Origin of the sequence: Chitinimonas sp. BJB300 (assembly GCF_002735695.1) — a bacterium.
In the GTDB taxonomy this organism is placed as follows: Bacteria; Pseudomonadota; Gammaproteobacteria; order Burkholderiales; family Chitinimonadaceae; genus Chitinimonas.
The window spans coordinates 1-20,918 of the sequence record NZ_PDZH01000065.1; the positions used below are offsets into that span (position 1 = coordinate 1).

Consider the following 20,918-nt stretch of genomic DNA (forward strand, 5'->3'; position numbering starts at 1 on the left):
TGAATGCCTGAGCATCAAGACGCAGAAGAACCCATTCGCACTTTGCCGCAAGTTACTGATCAACGCCTCCCGCGCGGCTTATGATCAGTTACAGCTGCTTCTCGCAGCTACTGCGTAACATCAGTCAATAATAAAGTTGGAGAAAATCTTGATGCCCATGGTTCCTCTGGTGCTTTGTGGTGGGAGTGGTTCCCGGCTTTGGCCTTTGTCGCGCAGCGCCTATCCAAAGCAGTTTCTGGCTCTGACAGGCGAAACCTCCTTACTGCAACAAACCCTGGCTCGAATTCCATCGCACGCCGGTGCACCTATTTTGGTCACGAATGCAGAGCACCGGTTTATGGTGGCTGAACAATGTCGTGCTACCGGTGTTAAGCCCGCTCATATGGTGCTGGAGCCTGCTGCCCGTAATACGGCCCCGGCCATTGCCGCCGGTGCGCTTCTGGCATTGCAATCCGATGCCGAAGCGATTCTGTTGGTACTGGCCAGCGATCATGAAATTCATAACCAGCCGGCCTTTCATGCCTGTATAGAGCAAGCGCTCCCAGCCGCGGCGGCAGGCAAGCTGGTTACATTCGGTATCGTGCCCGACTCCCCCCATACGGGTTATGGCTATATCCAACGTGGAGAAGCTACAGCGGGTGGCTTGCATGCGATTCAACGTTTTATTGAGAAACCTAATAGCGAACGTGCGCAAGCAATGCTCGACGCGGGTGATCATTATTGGAACAGCGGCATGTTTCTGTTCCGTGCGGATGCTTTTCTGGCTGAGTTAAAACGCTTGCAACCGGCGATGCTGGAAAAGATTGAAGCGGCGGTGGCCGGCGCTGAGCAGGATCTTGATTTCACCCGTTTGGACAAGGCGGCGTTTGAAGCCTGTCCTAGCGATTCGATTGATTACGCCGTGATGGAGCATACCCAGCTAGGTGCGGTAGTCGCTGCGGATATCGGTTGGAGTGATATTGGTTCGTGGGCTGCCCTGGCCGACATCCTGCCCAAAGATGCCAACAGCAATGCGTTGGTGGGCGATGTGGTGATGGAAGATAGCCATGACTGTCTGGTACATGCGGGTAGTCGATTGGTAGCGGTAGTGGGTGTGCAGGACTTGGTGATTGTTGAGACGGCCGATGCAGTCCTTGTCGCCCATAAGGATAAGGCCCAGTCAGTCAAGAAGATCGTCGAGGTCCTGCAAGCCAATGGACGTAGCGAATGCGCCACCCACCGCAAGGTGTATCGGCCCTGGGGTAGCTACGAAGGGATTGACGCTGGTGGTCGATTCCAGGTCAAACGCATTGAAGTGAAACCCGGAGCGGCCTTGTCATTACAGATGCATTACCACCGTGCCGAGCATTGGATTGTGGTGAGTGGCACCGCCAAAGTGACTTGCGGTGAAACGGTCAGCCTGCTGAGCGAAAACCAGTCCACCTACATCCCCTTGGGTACAACCCATCGCTTGGAAAACCCAGGCAAGCTGATGCTGGAGTTGATCGAGGTACAGTCGGGCGCTTATCTGGGCGAGGATGACATCGTTCGTTTTGAAGATACCTACGGTCGCCGTTAACGCTGTTATCAATCCATGATCAGTGGGTATCTTGTCTGCCCACATTTGTTTCCACTGCTAACCTATTTGATCCGCAATGACTCGATCCTTCAGCTGTTTCAAGGCCTATGATATTCGCGGTCGCCTTGGCGACGAACTCAATGAAGAGATTGCCTACCGTGTTGGCCGTGCCTATGCCGCCCACCTGCAACCCAAACGGGTGGTGCTGGGGTGCGATGTACGGCTGAGTAGCGAGTCACTCAAGCAGGCGCTGGCCAATGGCTTGATGGATGCGGGGGTTGATGTCATCGATATTGGTATGGTGGGGACGGAGGAAGTCTATTTTGCCGCCTTCCACCTTGATGTGGATGGTGGTATTGAGGTGACGGCCAGCCATAATCCCATGGACTACAACGGCATGAAGCTGGTGCGTAGGGGAGCACAACCTATTAGTGGCGATACGGGTTTGGTGGCAATACGTAACTTGGCTGAGTCAATGGTGTTCCCAGCACCCGGGCAGCGCGGCAGTTTGCGTCAGCAGTCCATTCTTGATGGCTATGTGGCCCACCTGCTGACTTATATCGACCCAGCCAAGCTCAAGCCATTGCGCTTGGTGGTCAATGCCGGCAATGGCGCAGCTGGCCACGTTATCGATCAGATCGAAACTGAATTTGCTCGTCTCAAGGTGCCGGTCGAGTTCATCAAGGTGCATCACGAAGCCGACGGCCATTTCCCCAATGGTATTCCCAACCCATTGCTACCAGAAAATCGTGCCGATACGGCTGATGCTGTACGTAAGCACCACGCCGACATGGGGATTGCCTGGGATGGTGACTTCGACCGTTGTTTCTTGTTTGATGAGCGCGGTGAATTTATCGAAGGATATTACATCGTTGGCTTGTTGGCCGAGGCGTTCCTGCAACGCAAGTCTGGGCAGAAAATCATTCACGATCCCCGCTTGACCTGGAATACGATCGAAGTGGTCGAATCGGCAGGGGGTACACCGGTCCTATGCAAGACCGGTCATGCCTTTATCAAGGAACGTATGCGGCTGGAGGATGCGGTCTATGGCGGTGAGATGAGCGCACACCATTATTTTCGCGATTTTGCCTATTGCGATAGCGGCATGATCCCGTGGCTGCTGGTAGCCCAGTTGCTTTCCGTCAAACAACAACCGTTGTCGAGTATGGTCAGCGAGCGTATTGCTCGCTTTCCATCCTCCGGTGAAATCAATCGGCGCTTGGAAGACGCCGAGGCTGCTATTGCCCGCGTGGAAGCTCACTATGCGCCTCTAGCTATCCAGATCGACCGTACGGATGGCATCAGCCTTGAATTTACCAACTGGCGCTTTAACCTGCGCTCATCCAATACCGAGCCGGTAGTACGGCTTAATGTCGAGTCGCGAGGGGACATCTCCTTGATGCAACAAAAGACAGAAGCCATTTTGGCATTGTTGGGTGGTAGCGTATAAGCCAGGGTTTTCGTTTCAATAGGGCCGGTAGAGTGGATGGTTGAAATGTACCGGTGTCACGTCAACGTAGATATTAGCGACCGTATAGTCTTCACCGGCTGCGCTGCCGGCATACCAGCCCATGCTGTCTTTTCCCTTGCGGAACCGGAACTCAAACCCGAGTTCCGGTTTTTCGTCATTTGGATCACCAAAGGCCAGGCCAATTGTCTCTTGGTGAGTATTGTCGATGAGGTTGCTCATTACCTCGACCACGGTGCTGTTGCCGAGAATATTGGGCGCAAAATTGCGGGTCTGGTAATAGGGTGTGTAGTTGGTATCGTTGGGGTCCACCCGCGGTTCGGTGGCTTTGGAAGGGGCGGGTGTCAGTGTTTTGCTGCCGAAGTTGTACCGATCGCCATGGTCCAGATAACTGAGCTTGGCGTTACGGATATTGAAGGCAGGCAGCTTGTTGTCGCTGCTTGACTCGCTCAGGTCTACCACCAGAGCCCCGCGATAACCGATGACTTCCGCATCAAGGCCGCGCATCACTACTGCTGTATTCTCGTCGATGCCGACGCCTTGTTGGTAGCCCCACATTTGCATGATCTGAAGCATCCGGGCGAAACGGCCTCTGACGAGCAGGTGCTGGTCCACAAAGACGTCGGGCCCGATGAAACCGAGGCCGCGGGCAGTTTCCTTGCCTTCGTACATACCATTTTTCAGCATGGTCAGCGGGTCTTTCGGGTCGCCAAACATGCTGGTCGACATAACGGCGGCACCCGCCGATGTACCCGCAATGACGCCGCCCTTGCGATATACAGCCCAGACGGCATCCAAAACGGGAGTATTGCGGCCTTTGTCGTCATAAAGCGCCTGGACAATGCGTAGCTGGTCACCCCCCGTAAAATAGATGCCATTGGCCGAAGCTACCTGCTTGACCAGTTGTGGACTGTGTACGGCCGCCTTGTAGTCAATGTCGATCTGCCTCAAGCCTATTGGCACAAAAAAGGCTTCAGCCCCCGCTTTGTTCAAAGCAGCGATGGCATTGGTGGCAGAGCGCATTGGGTTTTCAGCAGCCGTACCAAATACGGCGATTTTTGCCCCTCGGCCACCAGCTAGTGTCACTACCCGTTGCCAGACTTCGGCGTTGTCATAGCGGAGTGCGCCGCCGATCATCACGAGTGAGCCATCTGTACTCTGTGCCATGGAGGGGTTCAGGAGTGTCGGTGCGAGCACCATGGGGGTAGCAAGCCAGCGTTGTAGGGAGGTCATGCTTGTTTCCTGTTGTGCAGTAAATGCAGGCAAGGCAGCTTAGAACCTGTTTCCGATCTATCACGAGCAGCTGTCAGCAGGGTGAAGTACAGCACAGAAACCGGCATGTACTTTGGTACATGAGGATTTCGAGCAGCACATGAGCGCTGATCACAGCTGCGCAGTAAGATCGTAAACAGGTTTCTTAGGGCGCCTCTGATTAGACTTGTCGCATCACAATTGCTGTGACTTCAGTAAATTCTAGGCAATGCTGGGACGAGTTTGGTGTTACTTTGCAAAAGAATAGGGGCATGCTGGATCGCCTTGTTTGCAAATCAATTTTCTTGCCAGCACCTCGCCAAGGTGTGGCTAAACTGGGGGGAGAGGCGTGCTCTGATAAACTCGCTTATTGGAGGAATCACCATGTTGCCCGTTGATCTGCACGCCCATTCAAATATCTCTGACGGTATGTTGCCGCCCCGTGAGGTCGTGGCGCGTGCCCACGCCCGTGGCTGCAAGTTATTCGCACTCACCGACCATGACGATGTGCGGGGTCTGGCAGATGCGGCAGACGAGGCAAACAAGCTGGGCATGCAATTTCTGCCCGGTGTTGAAGTGTCAGTCAGTTGGCGTAAGCACACTTTACATATCATTGGCTTGGGGTTTGACCCCGCTCATCCCATCTTGCTGGAGGGCTTGGCCAGTGTGAGGCATGGCCGTGATGAGCGTGCGGTACGCATGGATGCAGCACTGGCATCGGTGGGGGTATCTGGTGTGCTGGAAGGCGCGCGTAAATTTGCCGATAACCCGGAAATGATAGGCCGCGCCCATTTCGCCCGGCATCTGATCGAACGCGGTTTGGCCAAGGATATGAAAGGCGTATTCAAGCGCTATCTGGCACGTGGTAAGCCTGGTTATGTTTCACACCAATGGGCTAGCTTGCCGGATGCGGTAGGGTGGATAAGGGCGGCAGGTGGGGTGGCCGTGATCGCCCATCCGGGACGTTATGAATTTGGCCGTCAAACCATGGGCGAACTCATCGACGAGTTTAAAGCTGCGGGTGGCGAGGGTATTGAAGTGGTTTCGGGCAGCCATAATCCCGTAGATTTCGAGCGTTATGCCCAATTGGCCGAAAAGCATGGTTTATTGGCGTCTGCGGGTTCTGACTACCACGCTACTGGCGAAGGTGCGCGTGAGCCCGGTATCTTGCCTGATATGCCGGTGGGCCCCATGCCGATATGGCAGCGTTGGATAAGCGATAGCGTGTGGGATACTGCCTGATTTTGGTCGCAGTCAGTTGCTTGTTAGCCTAGAACGTCTTGAGCCAATAGGCGCTGCGTTGCACAATCTGAGCCGACATGGCCTATTACCTTCCCATCCATCCAGATAATCCCCAGCCGCGCATTATCAACCAAGCTGTTGAGATCATTCGTTCCGGCGGTGTCATCGTCTACCCTACAGAGTCCTGTTTTGCGCTTGGCTGCCAATTAGGTGACAAAGATGCGCTTGAACGTATTCGGCGCATTCGCCAAGTGGATGATAAGCATCACTTCACGCTGGTTTGCCGCGATCTATCGGAGCTGGCGGCCTACGCCAAAGTCGATAATCGTCAATACCGCTATTTGAAGAGCGCCATGCCGGGTCCGTATACCGTCATCCTGCAGGCTACCCGCGAAGTACCACGCAGGGTGATGCACGCCAAACGTTCCACCATTGGCCTGAGGGTGCCATCCAATGCAGTGGCTCATGCTTTATTGGAAGCGTTGGGTGAACCTTTGCTTTCCTCAAGTTTGTTGTTGCCCGGTGAAGCGTGGCCGCCTACCGAGGGTTGGGAAATCAACGAGCGCCTTGAACACGAGGTCGATGCTGTGGTGGATGCAGGCCATTGTGGTGCTGGTGTGACCACGGTAATCGATTTGACGGATGATGACCCGGTGCTGATACGGCTTGGCGCTGGTGATCCGAGTGTTTTTGGTTTAGGAGTATCTTAATGAAGAAAGTCCTGCTTACTGGCGGTGCCGGTTATATCGGGTCTCATACCTGTCTTGTCTTGCTTGAAGCCGGTTATCAAGTAGTTGTGGTAGATAACTATTGCAACAGCAAACCCATCTCGCTTGATCGGGTGTCCCGGCTTACGGGTCAACCCATAGTGGTCCACCAGTTAGACGTACGCGATGAGATTGCGCTGGAGAGTGTCTTTGCTGAGCATGCTTTTGACGCGGTGATCCACTTTGCCGGTTTGAAGGCTGTGGGTGAGTCAGTGGAGAAACCACTCGACTATTACGACAACAACGTCAATGGCAGTTTGGCGCTTTTGCGGGTGATGGCGCGGCGTAAGGTTAAAACCCTGGTATTCAGTTCATCTGCTACCGTGTATGGCGACCCAGCGACGGTACCAATTCGTGAAGACTTTCCCACCAGCCCTACCAACCCCTATGGCCGTAGCAAGCTTATGGTGGAAGAGATCCTACGTGATCACCATCATGCTCAAGCGGATTGGGGCATTGCTTTATTGCGCTATTTCAACCCGGTTGGCGCGCACCCCAGTGGCGAGATTGGCGAAGACCCTAGCGGTATTCCGAATAATCTAATGCCTTATGTTGCCCAAGTGGCTGGTGGGCGGCGAGAAGTGGTGTCTGTATTTGGGAATGACTACCCCACTCCCGATGGTACGGGTGTACGTGACTATATCCACGTGATGGACCTCGCACTTGGCCATTTGCGTGCTTTGGAGGCGCTACTGTCAAAGCCGCGCCTGCTGACTTTGAATCTGGGTACGGGCACAGGCTACTCCGTGTTGGAAATGATCAGAGCCTTCGAAACAGCAAGCGGTCGGCCCATACCATACCAAGTCACATCCCGCCGTCCTGGTGATATTGCCACCTGTTATGCAGACCCTGATGCAGCCATGCGGGAAATCGGCTGGTGCGCTGAACTAGGGCTGGAGGCTATGTGTGCGCATAGTTGGCGTTGGCAATCTCGTAATCCCCAAGGCTACGTTGCGGAGTAAATGAAGTATCCTGTCGAGTTCGCATAACTTGCTTTGTAAGTAGATTTTGTCACTGGAACCAAGACGTGGATGACTGGAATTTAATCCAAAAAATCGCGATATACGCCTTGCCGGTGTTGTTTGCGATTACGGTGCATGAAGCTGCCCATGGTTATGCGGCTAAGCGCCTGGGTGACCGCACTGCTGAAATGATGGGTAGGCTTAGCCTTAATCCGCTTAGGCATATCGATCCTATCGGTACTTTGTTGGTGCCTGCGCTTGCCCTGATGTTGGGTGGATTTTTATTTGGCTGGGCTAAACCAGTACCTGTTGACTACCGCAATCTGAAGAACCCCAAGTCAGACATGTTGTGGGTGGCAGCAGCCGGCCCTGCATCGAACTTCCTTATGGGGTTAAGCTGGGTATTTGTACTGAAGCTGCCTAGTGCGCTAGCAGGGTCAATATATCAAGAGCCTTTGTTTTATATGGCTCAGGCTGGTGTCCAAATCAATGTTGCACTGCTTGTTTTGAACTTATTGCCTCTTCCGCCACTCGATGGTGGACGAATTCTTGTATCGTTGCTACCCAATAGGGAAGCAAATTTCGTTGCCAAAATTGAGCCTTACGGCATATTTATCCTTCTAGGCTTGATGGCAACAGGTGTACTCTCAGGTATCATGCGACCCTTTTTGGGAGCAGTCTTTGAGTTTTTCTCGCTGTTTCTTTAGCTGAACCAAGATAGATCACTTTTTACGCTAGATGGCTGTGAGGTCTTGCTGAAATAGTGGTGCATCATTTGTAATGACCGCTTCATCGCAAGCGTGGTATAGCGTTTATTATCCGTCGAGTTGTGGCTTTCTTGTAAACCTTCAGCGCGGCACTATTCTTCTGTTTTTGTATATTCATTTTTAATTAATCTTGACTGGCCGCCACATGATGTTTCCGAAATACCTGCGCCACGCAGCGCCATTGCTGATTCTCGCTGTACTGTCTTCCCTTGCTCAGGCAGAAGATATAGGTGGCAATTATGCTTTGCCAGCAGGTATGCAGGGGCTTGGTCGAGACAACGGTCGGGGCAATGTACGGGATGCCAGTGGGTTACCGGCATCTAAGCCTACTGCATTTAATAATGCGTTGATAAGTAAGAATAGGTCGGATACCGCACGCAGTGACCGGTCTGTCGAAGAAATTGGATCGCGGCTTCTTTCACAGCCAGTCAAACCGAATGAATTTCAGAATTTAGTCGCCATTACAACAGGACAAAATCTACCAATTTTTGGACAAGACATGTTTGAGGGGGTACCTAGCACTTTTGCCCCCTTAGATGGAGTGCCGGTAACGGCAGACTATGTGGTTGGGCCGGGGGATGAGTTACTTGTACGTGGCTGGGGCCAAGTGGATATTGATGTCACCGCCGTAGTTGGTCGGAACGGGTCCATATTCATCCCTAAAGTAGGTAATCTGAATGTTGGCGGTCTGCATTACGAAGAGGTTGTCCCGCTAATTAAATCAGCTGTCGGACGAATCTATAAGAATTTTGATCTCACGGTCAGCATGGGGCAATTACGCTCTATTCAGATTTTTGTGGTTGGTCAAGCCAAGCGCCCGGGTAGTTACACTGTTAGTTCGTTAAGTACATTGGTGAATGCCTTATTCGCATCAGGTGGACCTTCTGCAAATGGTTCGATGCGTGCTATTCAGTTAAAGCGCGGTGGCAAAGTAGTCACAACTTTTGATTTATATGACTTGATTGTATCTGGTGATAAATCTAATGATGCCCGTTTGTTGCCGGGAGATGTGATCTATATCCCTTCTGTAGGCAAGCAAGTCGCTGTGTATGGCAGTGTCAATCGCCCCGCTGTATATGAAGCCAAGCCTAATAATTCTTTGAAAGATCTTTTGGATTGGGCCGGTGGTTTATCTACCGCAGCTGCAGGGCAGAAAGTGACAGTAGAGCGCATCTCTGAGCGACAGGCTCGTAAAGTGGCTGAGTTTCAGCTGAATGCCAGTGAGTTGGCTAACTCTGTACAAGATGGCGATGTAGTCAATGTATATGCAGTGTCTCCGCGCCTGGAAAATTCAATTACCCTTCATGGGAATGTTGCGCAACCTATGCGTTTTCCATGGCGTGAAGGTATGCGTGTTAGCGATGTAATTCCAGATCGCAATGCCTTAATTGTGCCTGACTATTGGGTCAGTCGAAATCGCAGTGGGCAAAGTCAGAGCTGGTTAGCTGCTACGCCATTGATTGATTCGAATACATCAAATCAAATGCCCTTAGCTCGGTCAATGAGTGGTTCGCAGAACAGTAGTAATGGAATTAAAAACCCCTTATCTAATAATGCTAATAGCCAAGCGGATAGTGATGTGATGGCTGGTCAGCTGATTGGTAATGACGCAGACAATAGCCGCACTAGCACAAGTAAGTATCAATCTGAAGATATGGCGTCAATAGGTCAGTCCAACGCAAAAACAGGGCAAAGCAAATTCCGTGAGGAATTGAGCCGCAATAATCTTGAGGTGAATTGGGATTATGCCGTTATTGAACGTCAAGCGAGGGATTTATCCACTGATCTCGTTCCTTTCAATTTAGGCAAAGCAGTATTGGATCGCGATCCAACACAAAATGTTTTGCTGCAGCCAGGTGATACGATAACTGTTTTTTCTAAACGCGATATTGTAGCCCCGTCAGAAAAACAGACTCGCTTTGTTCGCTTGGAAGGGGAAGTGGCAAATGCTGGTGTATATCGTGTCCAAGCAGGCGAAACGCTGCGTCAACTAGTCGGTCGTGTAGGTGGGCTTACAAACAGCGCATATCTTTTTGGGGCAGAGCTCAATCGAGAATCTGCCCGTAAGATGCAGGAGGTCAAGCTACAAGAATTGGCTGATCGTCTGGAACAGGAAGTTCAGCGATCAGCCTCGCAGAAAGCGAGTAGCGCTATTTCTGCAGAAGCACAAGCCACGTTAAAGGCGGATCAGGAAGCCCAACAAGCATTGGTAGCTAAGCTTCGTAGAACACCAGTAACTGGACGTATCGTATTGGAAATGCCTACGGATGCACGTGGATTGGAGCAGCTTCCCGATTTACCTTTGGAAGATGGCGATCGTCTCTATATACCGGCTAAGCCAGGGTTTGTTTTGGTGCAAGGTTCGGTTTATAGCCAAAATGCCTACATTCATAAGTCTAGCAAACGTCTTACCGATTATATCGCTCAAGCGGGTGGTGCTACTCGTACCGCTGATGAAAATGACACATTTGTGATTCGTGCTGATGGTTCGGTACATAACAGTCGGAATGCTGGCTTCTTTGGCGGATTCCGTGGAACTGAGGTTATGCCAGGGGACACAATTGTCGTGCCTGAAGACTTCAATAAAATTTCATGGATGCGCGAGTTGAAGGATTGGTCGCAAATTATTTACCAATTTGCTTTAGGTGCGGCTGCGCTTAAGACAATTAAGTAAGAGATTAAAATGACCAACCTAACAGAACGCGAACCAGAAATGCGTAATGAGGAAATCTCGTTATCTGATCTCATTAAAACACTTTGGTTAGACCGCCGTTTAATTGCTGCGGTGACAGGCGTAGTGACAATGGCAGCAGTCGTGGTTGCTTTGCTGTTACCTAATGTATATACGGGGCAAGTTGTTATTCTGCCTCCTCAGCAGCAACAATCTACTGCATCTGCAATGTTATCGCAGCTTGGGGGGCTTGCAGGAGGTGCTGGGGCGGCACTGGGTTTGAAAAGCCCGAATGAAATTTACGTCAGTATGATTAAGAGTCGTACTGTGGCTGAGAAGTTGATCAAGCAGTTTGATCTGGAAAAACTCTATAAAGCGACGGGTCGTGACGATACCATCCGAAAATTGAGAGATATAACGGATGTATCTGCGGGTAAAGATACCCTAATAACGATCAAGGTAGATGACGAGGATCCAAAACGTGCGGCAGCAATGGCGAATGCCTATGTTGTGGCGCTTCGACAAGTTAGTAGTACGCTCGCGATTGGAGTAACGGCGCAGCGTAGATTATATTTTGAGCGCCAAATGATGTCGACTAAAGAACATTTGACCAGTGCGGAAGCAAAGTTGGTGGCGGTTCAGGCGCGAACAGGTATTTTGCAGCTGGAAGCTCAAGGAAAGGTAATTATTGAAGCGGTAGCAAGTCTTCGCGCAGAGATTGCGGCAAAAACTGTACTGATATCTGGTATGCGTCAAGGTATGACAGAGGAAAATCCCGAGTTTCAACGAGAGAAAGCTGCACTAAGTGGATTACGTACACAACTAGCACAAATGTTGGGTAATCAGTCCGATGATGATAAAGCATTTTTACCGCGTTCGGCTGCGCCTGGTGCAGGATTGGAATATATAAGAGCGTTACGGGAAGTAAAATACAACGAAGTGCTAATGGAAATGCTTGCTAAACAATTCGAGATTGCGCGCCTAGATGAAGCGAATGATGGGTCGGTAATTCAAGTGTTGGATGCTGCGGTACCTCCAGAGCGAGAGTCAAAGCCTAAGCGAATGATCATTATTATGCTAAGTATAGTACTGGGTATTTTATTTGCGATATTTTTAGTTTTCTTTCGAGTTCTATGGCTTACCCCAAATAGAACGGCGAGAAGCATATAATGAATTATTAATTAAACTATCTTTTTGTATATCTCGTATTATTTAAATAATACGAGATATAGTGTGAAGTTTCATTTATTAGGAAGTGCGATGATTTCATCAGCGATCAGACTCTATTTAACTGGGAAGAAAGGATATCTGACTTTAGTAGGAGCCGTGGAGTTTATAGAAGCAGGCTTACATGTTGAAGTAATAATTGGGCGTGATGCAAATGTGGCTAACGACTATTCAAATGACATGGTGACTCTATGTATTAAAAGTAAAATTCCATATCACATATATCCATCAGAGCCAGACTCAGAATATGACTACATAATTGCTGCGGGTTGGCAGAGAATGATTCGAAATGTGAATGAAAATAAAATAATTGTTTTCCATGACTCTCTTTTGCCAAAGTATCGAGGATTTGCTCCTTTGGTAAATGCACTTTTGAACAGAGAGGCAAAAGTAGGGGTTACGGCGTTAGTTGGAGCATCAGAATACGATGTAGGTGATATATACCACCAAGAGTCTATTTCGGTTAGCTATCCAGTATCAATTGGTGAGATGATTGATACTGTATCTGAGTTATATGCTAGCTTAGTGAAGACTATTATTTTAAAGATCAATTCAAGAACATTAATTACTTTACCGCAGTCTCATGCAGAAGCCAGTTACAGCTTATGGCGCGATGATGAGGATTACAAAATTACGTGGTCTCAGAGAGCGGTTGATATTGAGCACTTTATTAATTGTGTAGGATTTCCATATTTAGGAGCAACTACAACTGTAGATAACCAACTACTTCGAGTTCAATCGGCTTCTGCAGTTGCGGATGTACATATAGAAAATAGGATGCCAGGAAAGATTATTTTTAAAACAAAAAATGGTAACCCCGTAGTTGTCTGCGGTGAAGGATTACTTCAGCTTAACAGTGTTTTGACTGAGAGTGGAGAAGTCTTTAAGATGAATAAATTTAGGACACGATTTAAATGACGAATATACCATTTAATAAACCGTATCTGCATGGTAGAGAGCTAGTATATATCGCGGATGCAGTGCGATCAGGGAAAATATCTGGTGATGGAATTTTCACAAAGAAATGTCATGAATACTTTGAATTAGAGTTCGGCTTCAAAAAGGCACTTCTAACGACATCTTGTACTGATGCCTTGGAGATGGCAGCGATATTGTTGAATATAAAACCAGGCGATGAGGTTATATTACCTTCTTTTACATTTGTATCTACAGCAAATGCGTTCGTCTTGCGCGGAGCAAAGCTAGTTTTTGCTGATAGTTGTGATGATAATCCAAACATTTCTCCCGCTGCCATAGAGAGTTTAGTTACACCAAAAACAAAAGCAATTGTTGTAGTTCACTATGCGGGCGTAGCTTGTGACATGGATACTATTGTAAATATTGCAAATCAACATAGAATACCTATTGTTGAAGATGCGGCACAGGCTATTGACTCATATTATAAAGATATTCCATTGGGTAGCATTGGAACATTTGGAGCTTTTTCCTTTCATGAGACTAAAAATATTATCTCAGGAGAAGGAGGGATGCTCGCTATAAATGATACTCAATACACTAGCCGTGCTGAAGTGATTCGTGAGAAAGGCACAAATCGTTCCTCTTTTTTTCGAGGAGAGGTTGATAAATATGGCTGGGTCGATATTGGCTCTTCCTTTTTACCCTCGGAATTGATCGCTGCTTATCTGTATGCTCAACTTGAAAATCTTCGTGTTATTCAAAATCGGAGAAAAGCTATATGGGAGGCTTATCATACTGGACTTCGGTCTTTAGCGGATAAAGGCAATTTTGAGTTACCTAATATCCCTTTCGGGGCTACTAATAATGCACATATGTTCTACTTAGTATGCAAGTCTGTAGATGAACGTAGTAGTTTAATTGCATATTTAAAATCGAAAGGTGTGCATGCGGTATTTCACTATATTGCGCTGCATACAAGTCAGTTTTTCTTAACCCAGACGGATGGCAGGGCATTGCCTAACTGCGATAGATTTTCTGACTGTCTGGTTCGGCTGCCGATGTACTATGAATTGCTTGATGATGAAGTTGATAAAGTAATAGATGTAATTCATGAATTTTTTACGAAGTAGTATACTCTTAAATATTGCAGCCCCAATTCTTTTGGGGCATTTCTCTAGGCTAATGGCAGGGCTTTTTTTAATTAAAGCCATTGCAGTATCTTTAGGTGCTCACGGTGTTGGGCGGCTTGCAAATCTAATGATGCTTGCAACCCTGATGTTATCTTTTTCTGCGGGAGGAGTTTCAAATGCCATAGCAAAGTATGTTGCTGAGTATAGTGATAATAACGAGCAACTTATATCTTTTTATACGGCTCTCTACAAATACGTTGTTATTTCTATAGCTGTAGCCGTATTGCTATTTTCATTACTTGCGATATATTTTAAAGACATATTTTTCTTACAATTTTCCAATCTACAAGTTATTTTAACGCTATCCATTTCATACTTAGCTACATCGGTATATGTAGTTGGTATTGGGATATTGAATGGATTAAAAAAGTATTGGTCCGCATGTATTTCTATTAGCATAGGATCATTGTTGGCAGTATGGATGACTCATGAATTGATTTCTATTGACAACTACAAGGGAGCTCAATTTTCAATTTTGTTTTTTTCAGCAGTACCTGTACTTTCTTTAATTATTGTGCTAATTAAAATTAAAATATGGAGCAATTTTACTATAGTAAATAGTTCGCCATTTAGAATAGGCAAGTTAGTTAATTTTTCATTAATGCAATGTGTAAGCGTAGTTGCTATGCCATTGGCTGATTTTTTGGTCAGAAAGCACCTACTAACTCTTTCTGGGGTTGATTTTGTTGGAAATTGGCAGGGGGCACTAAGAATTTCAGCTGCATATACAAGCTTGTTTATCGCAATTTTCTCGGCTTATTTTGTACCAAAGTTTTCTATCTTGAGTTCCGATTTAGTACTTATACATACGTGGAAAATGTTGAGATATATATCTATTATATATATACCGGTTGGTTGTTGTGTCTATGTGTTGTCTGAGTTTTTTGTTGAGTTAATACTAAGTCCTGATTTTAAATTGGTAATCGATAATATAGGATACATGTTATTTGCGGACTATTTTAAACTAATGGCTTATGGTTTAGGGTTTGTGTTGATTTCGAGAGCAAAGTCTAAGACTGTCATTATATTTGAAGTACTGCAGATGGCTATTTATATTGCATCTGTGTTCAGTATTACAGAGATTTTTGGATTTTCATCTGTTTTCCTTTCTTTACCAGTAATATCAATAGCTTATTTTCTGCTTATGATGGCTACCTTTAGAATTGTTATTCGGACTGACTTATGAATCGTATCGACGCAACTGTTGTTGTATCTTGTTACAATCAAGAGAAATATATAGAAGATGCACTGCAGAGTATACTTTCTCAAGAGACTAATTTTGAATTTGAAATTATTGTTGCTGATGACTGTTCACTTGATAAGACTGCGTCAATAGTTTGTAAACTAGCTGAAAGCTACCCAAGTAGGATACAAGCTATACTAAGGAGTAGTAATATTGGTGCAGATAAAAACTACCTAGATTTGCATCAGCGGGCAAATGGCGAGGTTGTTTTCCATTTTGATGGTGATGACATAATGTTGCCTGGGAAGTTACAAGAACAATATAATTTATTTCAAAGGTTTCCTAATGTAAATTTAGTATTACATCGCGCCAAATATTTTTCAGATGATTTAGAGTATGTTTCTGAAACCGGTTGGCCATTTCAACCGAAAGAGTATGAGCAAATCTTTTCAATAGAAGATTTGGCTCATTGGGGAACTATTGCTGTTCATGGAAGTTATGCATATCGAAAGTCATCTAGAAAAACCTATACAATGAATCGACCATTTATGGAATGGTTTTTTGCAATGGAATCTCTATTTTCCGGAAGTGGAATGTATTTAAATAAAGTACTTATGGAATACAGATGTAATCCAAGTGAAAAATCATATACTTCGACGCGTCTTGGCAGACTAAAGGCGTTCAAGATCGTCTTTGAAGACATTAAACATTATTTCGATTTATATTCAAATTTAAAGAAGCATCTTTATGTATGTTACTTAATAAATTTTATTTCAACAGTGAAGTCATGTAAGCATTTTGAATTTAGTGCATTTTTCTTCTTAATAAAACATGTTCAATATTTTGATTGCCGCTTACTATTTAATGCAATAAAAATAAGAATTGGGGTTGCACCCAAAGAAAGAATTCGATAGATATGTCGCTAAGCAGACTACATGCGCTGTACATGCAAATGAAACGGCATGTAATGTATATAAGTGCTGTGCTTATTATATTCCTTTATGTATTTACGGTTAGACTTAATATTGGACCTGTCCCTGTTATTGTTGGACCGTTAGTGGCGTGGTTAATAATAAATCCAAAATTGACTCAATCCATATTACGTGGATGGAGGTCATATGTCGCGCTGGGGTTATTTCTATGCATATGGCTTATATCGACAATAGTGAATCAAGAGTTTGATAGTTCCGGAGCTTCATTTTTTACTTCGAGATTGGTATATCTTATATTGGCATTCCCACTCATTGATTTAGTGTCGAGACTTAGTGAAGTAAGTAGCGAGTATGATATATTTACAATGGTTAATGGGGCTTTTTTTATTCAGGTAGGAATTATAATTATATTTTTTTTAAATCCTGAAACATTAAACTCAACAAGCCAGTATCTATACACTGATTCATTGTCTCAATCTGTTCAAGAAGCAACTATTGGATTTAGACTAATTGGAGTCGGTATTGCAAATTTTGGCGGTGGTATAATATTCGGCTTGTATTTGTTAAGCTTAACTGCTTTCATGGTGCATGATAAACAAAGAATTAATTTTACATTTACTCTTTGGTGGTTATTAGTGGCATTAATAAGTTTCCTTATAGCTAGGTCATCGTTAGTTGCTATATTTTTATCATTGCTATATATCTTATTAAAGGGAAGACGAGAGTTTATTAAATTTATTTCTCAACTTATTTTAGTAATATTTATTTTCTTATTGCTAGTGATGTCTACTACGGATGTCTCAGCTTTATTAGACTCTGATATTATCAGATGGGGCTTTGAATTCCTATTCTCATATTTTGAGGCAGGAGAAGCTACCACGGCTTCTACCGAACATTTGTTAACTATGTATATATTGCCGGATAATCATTTAACTTACATTTTTGGTGATGGCAGGTTTTTTGATCCTGTTAAGGGGGAATATTATATGAATACTGATGTTGGATATCTAAGGTTGATTTTCTATGTCGGAATTATCGGTATGATCACGTTCATTCAATTTGTTTGGACAATAACAACTGGCATATGTCTGCCTAAGTCTTTTCTTAGCAAGATACCATATTATTTTTTCATTTTCTTAATAATCTCGAATTTGAAAGGTTTTGTTGATGCCACTCAATTTTTTGGGATATTTTTAGCATTTGTATATATGAAGCGAGTAGGAGCAATAGCGTGGCAAAAGTAAGAATTTTTAGGGTAATCACTTCAGCTGAAGTTGTTGATTTTCACTTAAGAAATTTCCTAATAAATGGCGCCACAGATTTTGATATTTATGTAGTGGGCAATAATGTTTCAAGAGTTAACCATAAGCTCTATCCAGGAATTAAGTGGATTGATCTTGATATTTCGCGGAAGATTTCAGTGGTTAGAGATTTTTTATGCTTAATAAAACTTATTTTTCTTATTATAAATAAGAAACCTTTAATTATTCATTCCATTATGCCAAAAGCTGGTCTTATTTCCTCTCTTGCTGGTTTTATTTGTAAGGTCCCAACTCGGATACATACATTTACGGGCCAAGTATGGAGCGAAGAGAGTGGGCTGAAAAGAAAAGTGCTTATTAGCATTGATAGATTAATTGTCTTTCTTACTACAAGATCATATACCGATAGTAGATCTCAATCAAGTTATTTATTAGATAATGGAATATCGAAAAATGGTAAGGCTTTACCATATTTGGGGTATGGGTCGCTTTCCGGTGTTGATTTTAAACGTTTTAATTACGAGTCTCTTATGAGAAGTAGAGAGAACATGCGTAATGAGTTAGGTGTAAGTGGCATTGTTTATATTTTTGTGGGTAGGAAGTGTAGAGATAAAGGTGTATTTAATTTAATTACATCATTTATGAAATTGATGAGAGTGGACTCATCTATTTTTTTAATTCTTGTAGGGCCAGATGAAACAAATGGAGAATTAGACGAAAAAATAAAGCAATTAAATTGTGATAATATCGTTCTCATCCCCGCAACTTCTGAACCAGAAAAGTATATTATTGCTGCAGATGTCTTTTGCCTCCCTAGTTATAGAGAAGGGTTTGGATCAGTTGTAATCGAGGCTGCTGCTTTGAAGCGACCTTGTATCGGAACGAGAATAAGTGGCCTGTCTGATTCCGTAGTAGACGGAGAGACTGGTTTATTAGTTTCAAGTGGTAATACAGAAGAGCTATACGCTGCTATGCATTCATTTATTAGTGAGCCAATGAAAATACTGAATATGGGAGAGGCTGCTTATAGCCGTACATTGAAATGCTTTTCTTCTGACTATTTGTATGAATTACAGGTGGCTGAGTATTAGGTAATATTTTTTGAGATTTTATAGATATAAGGCATCTAGCCTTATATCTAAATCGTATTAACTGATATATTTAAACCTGTTCTCGTTTTCAAATTTTATTTGAGTATTTATGATATGAGTGCTTTATTAATTACAGGAGCAAACGGCTTTGTTGGACATGCACTGTCCGCTCATCTTGTCGAAACATCAGAATACACAGTGCGTGGTGCGATTCGTCAACCTATATTAAGCCCAGTTACTGGCGTAAACTATGTGATGGTTGATGGTTTGTGCTTGACTACTTCTTGGACCGTTGCGTTGAAAAATGTAGAAGTTGTTGTCCATACTGCAGCACGTGTTCATATTATGAATGAGACTTCCGCAAATTCTCTTGCTGAGTTTCGTCGTGCTAATGTTGAGGGAACTATTAGTCTTGCTAAACAAGCTGCGGCAGCGGGTGTTCGGCGTTTTATATATATTAGTTCTGTCAAAGTAAATGGTGAAGAGACTGTTTTAGGTAAGCCGTATACGATCATAGATTTACCTGCACCAATGGATGCATATGGCATTTCAAAAATGGAAGCGGAACGTGACTTACGAATAGTTGCTAATAATACCGGGATGGATGTGGTAATTATTCGTCCACCATTGGTTTATGGTCCAGGAGTAAAAGCAAATTTCCGAAGTTTAATGCGATGTATTTCCAATGGTATTCCTTTGCCTCTAGGGACGATTAATAATAAGCGTAGTTTAGTAGCATTGGATAATTTGGTAGATTTGATCACGCATTGTATTAAATGTCCACTAGCTGCAAATCAAACATTTTTTGTTAGTGATGGCCATGACCTATCTACTACTCAATTAGTAAAATCTATAGGTTTAGCATTGGGTAAAACGCCTAGATTGATTCCGATTCCTTCTTCAGTTCTTATCATGCTTACAGCTGTGTGTGGCAAGAGAGGTATTGGAAATCGACTATGCGGTTCGCTTCAGGTTGATATATCTAATACCGTTGATCTGTTGGGATGGAGGCCTCCGGTTGCTATCAGCCGATCTCTTCAGGATACAGTTCAACATTTTTTGAACGAAGAAAAATGAGTACATTTATATTAGTAATATTAGAGTTTAGCTTGTCTTTTAAACTGACAGGTATGCTATGGCGCTATGCATTAGATAGAAAAATTATGGATGTCCCAAATGAACGTAGCTCTCATTTAGTAGCTACGCCACGAGGAGGCGGTATCGCCATTGTATTAACGTTTTTGGGAGCATTACCTGTTCTTTGGTTGGCGGAAATAATCTCTTCCAGCGTACTATTAGCTTTAGTTGGGACTGGTTTTTGGGTGTCCTTGGTTGGTTTTCTCGATGATCGTGGTCATATTGCGGCGCGATGGCGCTTGATGGCGCATTGTTTGGGTGCAAGTTGGGCTTTGGCATGGTTGGGTGGGATGCCACCTCTTGTCGTATTTGGATTATTGATAGAGCCAAATTGGTTTTGGCATTTGGTAACGATAATTTATCTTATTTGGATGTTGAATCTATATAATTTTATGGATGGTATTGATGGCCTAGCTAGCTTGGAAGCGATTACAGTCTGCTTAGGTGGTATCGTACTGTATTGGTTGACAGAACCTAATAGTATTGCATGGGTACTGCCGGCGTTATTAATTGCTGCTGTAGCGGGATTTTTATGTTGGAACTTTCCCCCCGCTCGTATTTTTATGGGGGATGCAGGAAGTGGTTTTTTGGGAATAACATTGGGTATCTTGCCAATTATTGCAGCACGGGTACAACCAGAATTATTTTGGGCATGGTTAGTTTTGCTTGGTGTTTTCGTGGTGGATTCTACGACTACATTGTTGCGTCGAGTACTGCGGGGCCATAAAATTCATGAGGCTCACCGTAGTCATGCATATCAGTATTTATCGCGTTTGATGAAGGCGCATAGACCAGTAAGTTTAGGTGTGTCATTTATTAATCTTGTGTGGTTGCTGCCAATTGCAATAATAATTGGAAAAGGGTATCTGGATGGATTTTTGGGGATGTTGTTTGCTTACCTTCCACTTATTGGTATGGCTTTTTATTTCAAGGCAGGTGCAAGTGAGCTACAAGAAGTGATGGAAAGGTGATATTGGTGGAGATTGTTATCATTAGCATGCTGTGTCTGACTCGATATTTCAAAGAGTGAAATTAGTTAATGTTTTGATGAAGTGAGGGTAATAGCAGACGTTTTTTTCAATTTTGACACCTTGTGGTTATCAAAATAGGTCAATACAGTTGGTGACGTACAAGTTAGTATTGAGTGGTTATACAGAGTTGATTCTTTTTTTAATGCGATATGTCTGTTCCAGATTAAGTCGTTCTTGTTTCAGGTTGCTATTAAAGTAGAGTCTCAAAGAATTGTCAGTTGAAAGTACATATGTTAACTAAGTTTTTGCATTTACACCGCC

At 44.6% G+C, this 20,918-nt stretch carries 17 protein-coding genes; 16 read left to right on the top strand and 1 reads right to left on the bottom strand.

Going from position 1 to position 20,918, the window contains the following annotated elements; translation table 11 throughout:
• The first annotated feature begins 151 nt into the window (after positions 1 to 151).
• The gene (locus CSQ89_RS12375) at positions 152 to 1,558 is read left to right on the top strand and encodes a mannose-1-phosphate guanylyltransferase/mannose-6-phosphate isomerase (RefSeq protein WP_186293400.1); all 1,407 of its coding nucleotides are present in this window, start codon (positions 152 to 154) and stop codon (positions 1,556 to 1,558) included.
• A 76-nt stretch (positions 1,559 to 1,634) separates the two neighbouring features.
• Positions 1,635 to 3,008, top strand: a complete 1,374-nt coding sequence (locus CSQ89_RS12380; RefSeq protein ID WP_099406464.1) for a phosphomannomutase CpsG — start codon at positions 1,635 to 1,637, stop codon at positions 3,006 to 3,008.
• A 15-nt stretch (positions 3,009 to 3,023) separates the two neighbouring features.
• Here the strand turns inward: CSQ89_RS12380 and CSQ89_RS12385 are convergent, their stop codons facing one another.
• Positions 3,024 to 4,259, bottom strand: coding sequence for a cyanophycinase (locus CSQ89_RS12385; protein WP_233203137.1), 1,236 nt, complete (start codon positions 4,257 to 4,259; stop codon positions 3,024 to 3,026).
• A 402-nt stretch (positions 4,260 to 4,661) separates the two neighbouring features.
• On the opposite strand from CSQ89_RS12385, the gene CSQ89_RS12390 reads away from it, so the two are divergent.
• The 14 genes from CSQ89_RS12390 to CSQ89_RS12455 all read left to right on the top strand — a co-directional run bounded on the left by CSQ89_RS12390 (position 4,662) and on the right by CSQ89_RS12455 (position 20,597).
• Positions 4,662 to 5,519, top strand: a complete 858-nt coding sequence (locus CSQ89_RS12390; protein WP_099406465.1) for a 3',5'-nucleoside bisphosphate phosphatase — start codon at positions 4,662 to 4,664, stop codon at positions 5,517 to 5,519.
• 77 nt (positions 5,520 to 5,596) lie between these two features.
• Positions 5,597 to 6,229, top strand: coding sequence for an L-threonylcarbamoyladenylate synthase (locus CSQ89_RS12395; RefSeq protein ID WP_099406466.1), 633 nt, complete (start codon positions 5,597 to 5,599; stop codon positions 6,227 to 6,229).
• The gene (gene galE, locus CSQ89_RS12400; RefSeq protein ID WP_099406467.1) at positions 6,229 to 7,248 is read left to right on the top strand and encodes a UDP-glucose 4-epimerase GalE; all 1,020 of its coding nucleotides are present in this window, start codon (positions 6,229 to 6,231) and stop codon (positions 7,246 to 7,248) included. Before CSQ89_RS12395 ends, galE begins: the two co-directional genes overlap by 1 nt.
• A 65-nt stretch (positions 7,249 to 7,313) precedes the next feature.
• The gene (locus tag CSQ89_RS12405) at positions 7,314 to 7,955 is read left to right on the top strand and encodes a site-2 protease family protein (RefSeq protein WP_099406468.1); all 642 of its coding nucleotides are present in this window, start codon (positions 7,314 to 7,316) and stop codon (positions 7,953 to 7,955) included.
• Positions 7,956 to 8,160: 205 nt separating this feature from the next.
• Positions 8,161 to 10,689 carry an SLBB domain-containing protein gene (locus tag CSQ89_RS12410; RefSeq protein ID WP_099406469.1) on the top strand — a complete coding sequence of 843 codons (2,529 nt, stop codon included), beginning with the start codon at positions 8,161 to 8,163 and terminating at the stop codon, positions 10,687 to 10,689.
• Positions 10,690 to 10,698: 9 nt separating this feature from the next.
• On the top strand, positions 10,699 to 11,856 hold the full coding sequence (locus tag CSQ89_RS12415; RefSeq protein ID WP_099406470.1) for a GumC family protein: 1,158 nt from the start codon (positions 10,699 to 10,701) through the stop codon (positions 11,854 to 11,856).
• 63 nt (positions 11,857 to 11,919) lie between these two features.
• The gene (locus tag CSQ89_RS12420; RefSeq protein WP_139022920.1) at positions 11,920 to 12,831 is read left to right on the top strand and encodes a methionyl-tRNA formyltransferase; all 912 of its coding nucleotides are present in this window, start codon (positions 11,920 to 11,922) and stop codon (positions 12,829 to 12,831) included.
• Positions 12,828 to 13,961 carry a dTDP-4-amino-4,6-dideoxygalactose transaminase gene (gene rffA / locus CSQ89_RS12425; protein ID WP_099406472.1) on the top strand — a complete coding sequence of 378 codons (1,134 nt, stop codon included), beginning with the start codon at positions 12,828 to 12,830 and terminating at the stop codon, positions 13,959 to 13,961. The genes CSQ89_RS12420 and rffA overlap by 4 nt, the downstream gene beginning before the upstream one ends.
• Complete coding sequence (locus tag CSQ89_RS12430) at positions 13,942 to 15,207, top strand: oligosaccharide flippase family protein (RefSeq protein ID WP_099406473.1); 1,266 nt, start codon at positions 13,942 to 13,944, stop codon at positions 15,205 to 15,207. Before rffA ends, CSQ89_RS12430 begins: the two co-directional genes overlap by 20 nt.
• Positions 15,204 to 16,118 (top strand): glycosyltransferase, encoded by a 915-nt coding sequence (locus tag CSQ89_RS12435; RefSeq protein ID WP_099406474.1) that lies wholly within the window; start codon positions 15,204 to 15,206, stop codon positions 16,116 to 16,118. Before CSQ89_RS12430 ends, CSQ89_RS12435 begins: the two co-directional genes overlap by 4 nt.
• 314 nt (positions 16,119 to 16,432) lie before the next feature.
• On the top strand, positions 16,433 to 17,380 hold the full coding sequence (locus CSQ89_RS12440) for a hypothetical protein (RefSeq protein ID WP_139022919.1): 948 nt from the start codon (positions 16,433 to 16,435) through the stop codon (positions 17,378 to 17,380).
• The gene (locus tag CSQ89_RS12445; RefSeq protein ID WP_099406476.1) at positions 17,368 to 18,489 is read left to right on the top strand and encodes a glycosyltransferase; all 1,122 of its coding nucleotides are present in this window, start codon (positions 17,368 to 17,370) and stop codon (positions 18,487 to 18,489) included. The genes CSQ89_RS12440 and CSQ89_RS12445 overlap by 13 nt, the downstream gene beginning before the upstream one ends.
• Before the next feature lie 114 nt (positions 18,490 to 18,603).
• The gene (locus CSQ89_RS12450; RefSeq protein WP_099406477.1) at positions 18,604 to 19,566 is read left to right on the top strand and encodes a UDP-glucose 4-epimerase family protein; all 963 of its coding nucleotides are present in this window, start codon (positions 18,604 to 18,606) and stop codon (positions 19,564 to 19,566) included.
• Positions 19,563 to 20,597, top strand: coding sequence for an MraY family glycosyltransferase (locus CSQ89_RS12455; RefSeq protein ID WP_099406478.1), 1,035 nt, complete (start codon positions 19,563 to 19,565; stop codon positions 20,595 to 20,597). Before CSQ89_RS12450 ends, CSQ89_RS12455 begins: the two co-directional genes overlap by 4 nt.
• The last annotated feature ends 321 nt before the right edge of the window (positions 20,598 to 20,918 follow it).

Coding starts and splice junctions, on each gene's coding strand:
- CSQ89_RS12395 (WP_099406466.1), top strand. CDS start 5,597: ATGGCCTATTACCTTCCCATCCATCCAGATAATCCCCAGCCGCGCATT.
- rffA (WP_099406472.1), top strand. CDS start 12,828: ATGACGAATATACCATTTAATAAACCGTATCTGCATGGTAGAGAGCTA.
- CSQ89_RS12415 (WP_099406470.1), top strand. CDS start 10,699: ATGACCAACCTAACAGAACGCGAACCAGAAATGCGTAATGAGGAAATC.
- CSQ89_RS12385 (WP_233203137.1), bottom strand. CDS start 4,259: ATGACCTCCCTACAACGCTGGCTTGCTACCCCCATGGTGCTCGCACCG.
- CSQ89_RS12455 (WP_099406478.1), top strand. CDS start 19,563: ATGAGTACATTTATATTAGTAATATTAGAGTTTAGCTTGTCTTTTAAA.
- CSQ89_RS12410 (WP_099406469.1), top strand. CDS start 8,161: ATGATGTTTCCGAAATACCTGCGCCACGCAGCGCCATTGCTGATTCTC.
- CSQ89_RS12430 (WP_099406473.1), top strand. CDS start 13,942: ATGAATTTTTTACGAAGTAGTATACTCTTAAATATTGCAGCCCCAATT.
- CSQ89_RS12450 (WP_099406477.1), top strand. CDS start 18,604: ATGAGTGCTTTATTAATTACAGGAGCAAACGGCTTTGTTGGACATGCA.
- CSQ89_RS12380 (WP_099406464.1), top strand. CDS start 1,635: ATGACTCGATCCTTCAGCTGTTTCAAGGCCTATGATATTCGCGGTCGC.
- CSQ89_RS12390 (WP_099406465.1), top strand. CDS start 4,662: ATGTTGCCCGTTGATCTGCACGCCCATTCAAATATCTCTGACGGTATG.
- galE (WP_099406467.1), top strand. CDS start 6,229: ATGAAGAAAGTCCTGCTTACTGGCGGTGCCGGTTATATCGGGTCTCAT.
- CSQ89_RS12435 (WP_099406474.1), top strand. CDS start 15,204: ATGAATCGTATCGACGCAACTGTTGTTGTATCTTGTTACAATCAAGAG.
- CSQ89_RS12375 (WP_186293400.1), top strand. CDS start 152: ATGCCCATGGTTCCTCTGGTGCTTTGTGGTGGGAGTGGTTCCCGGCTT.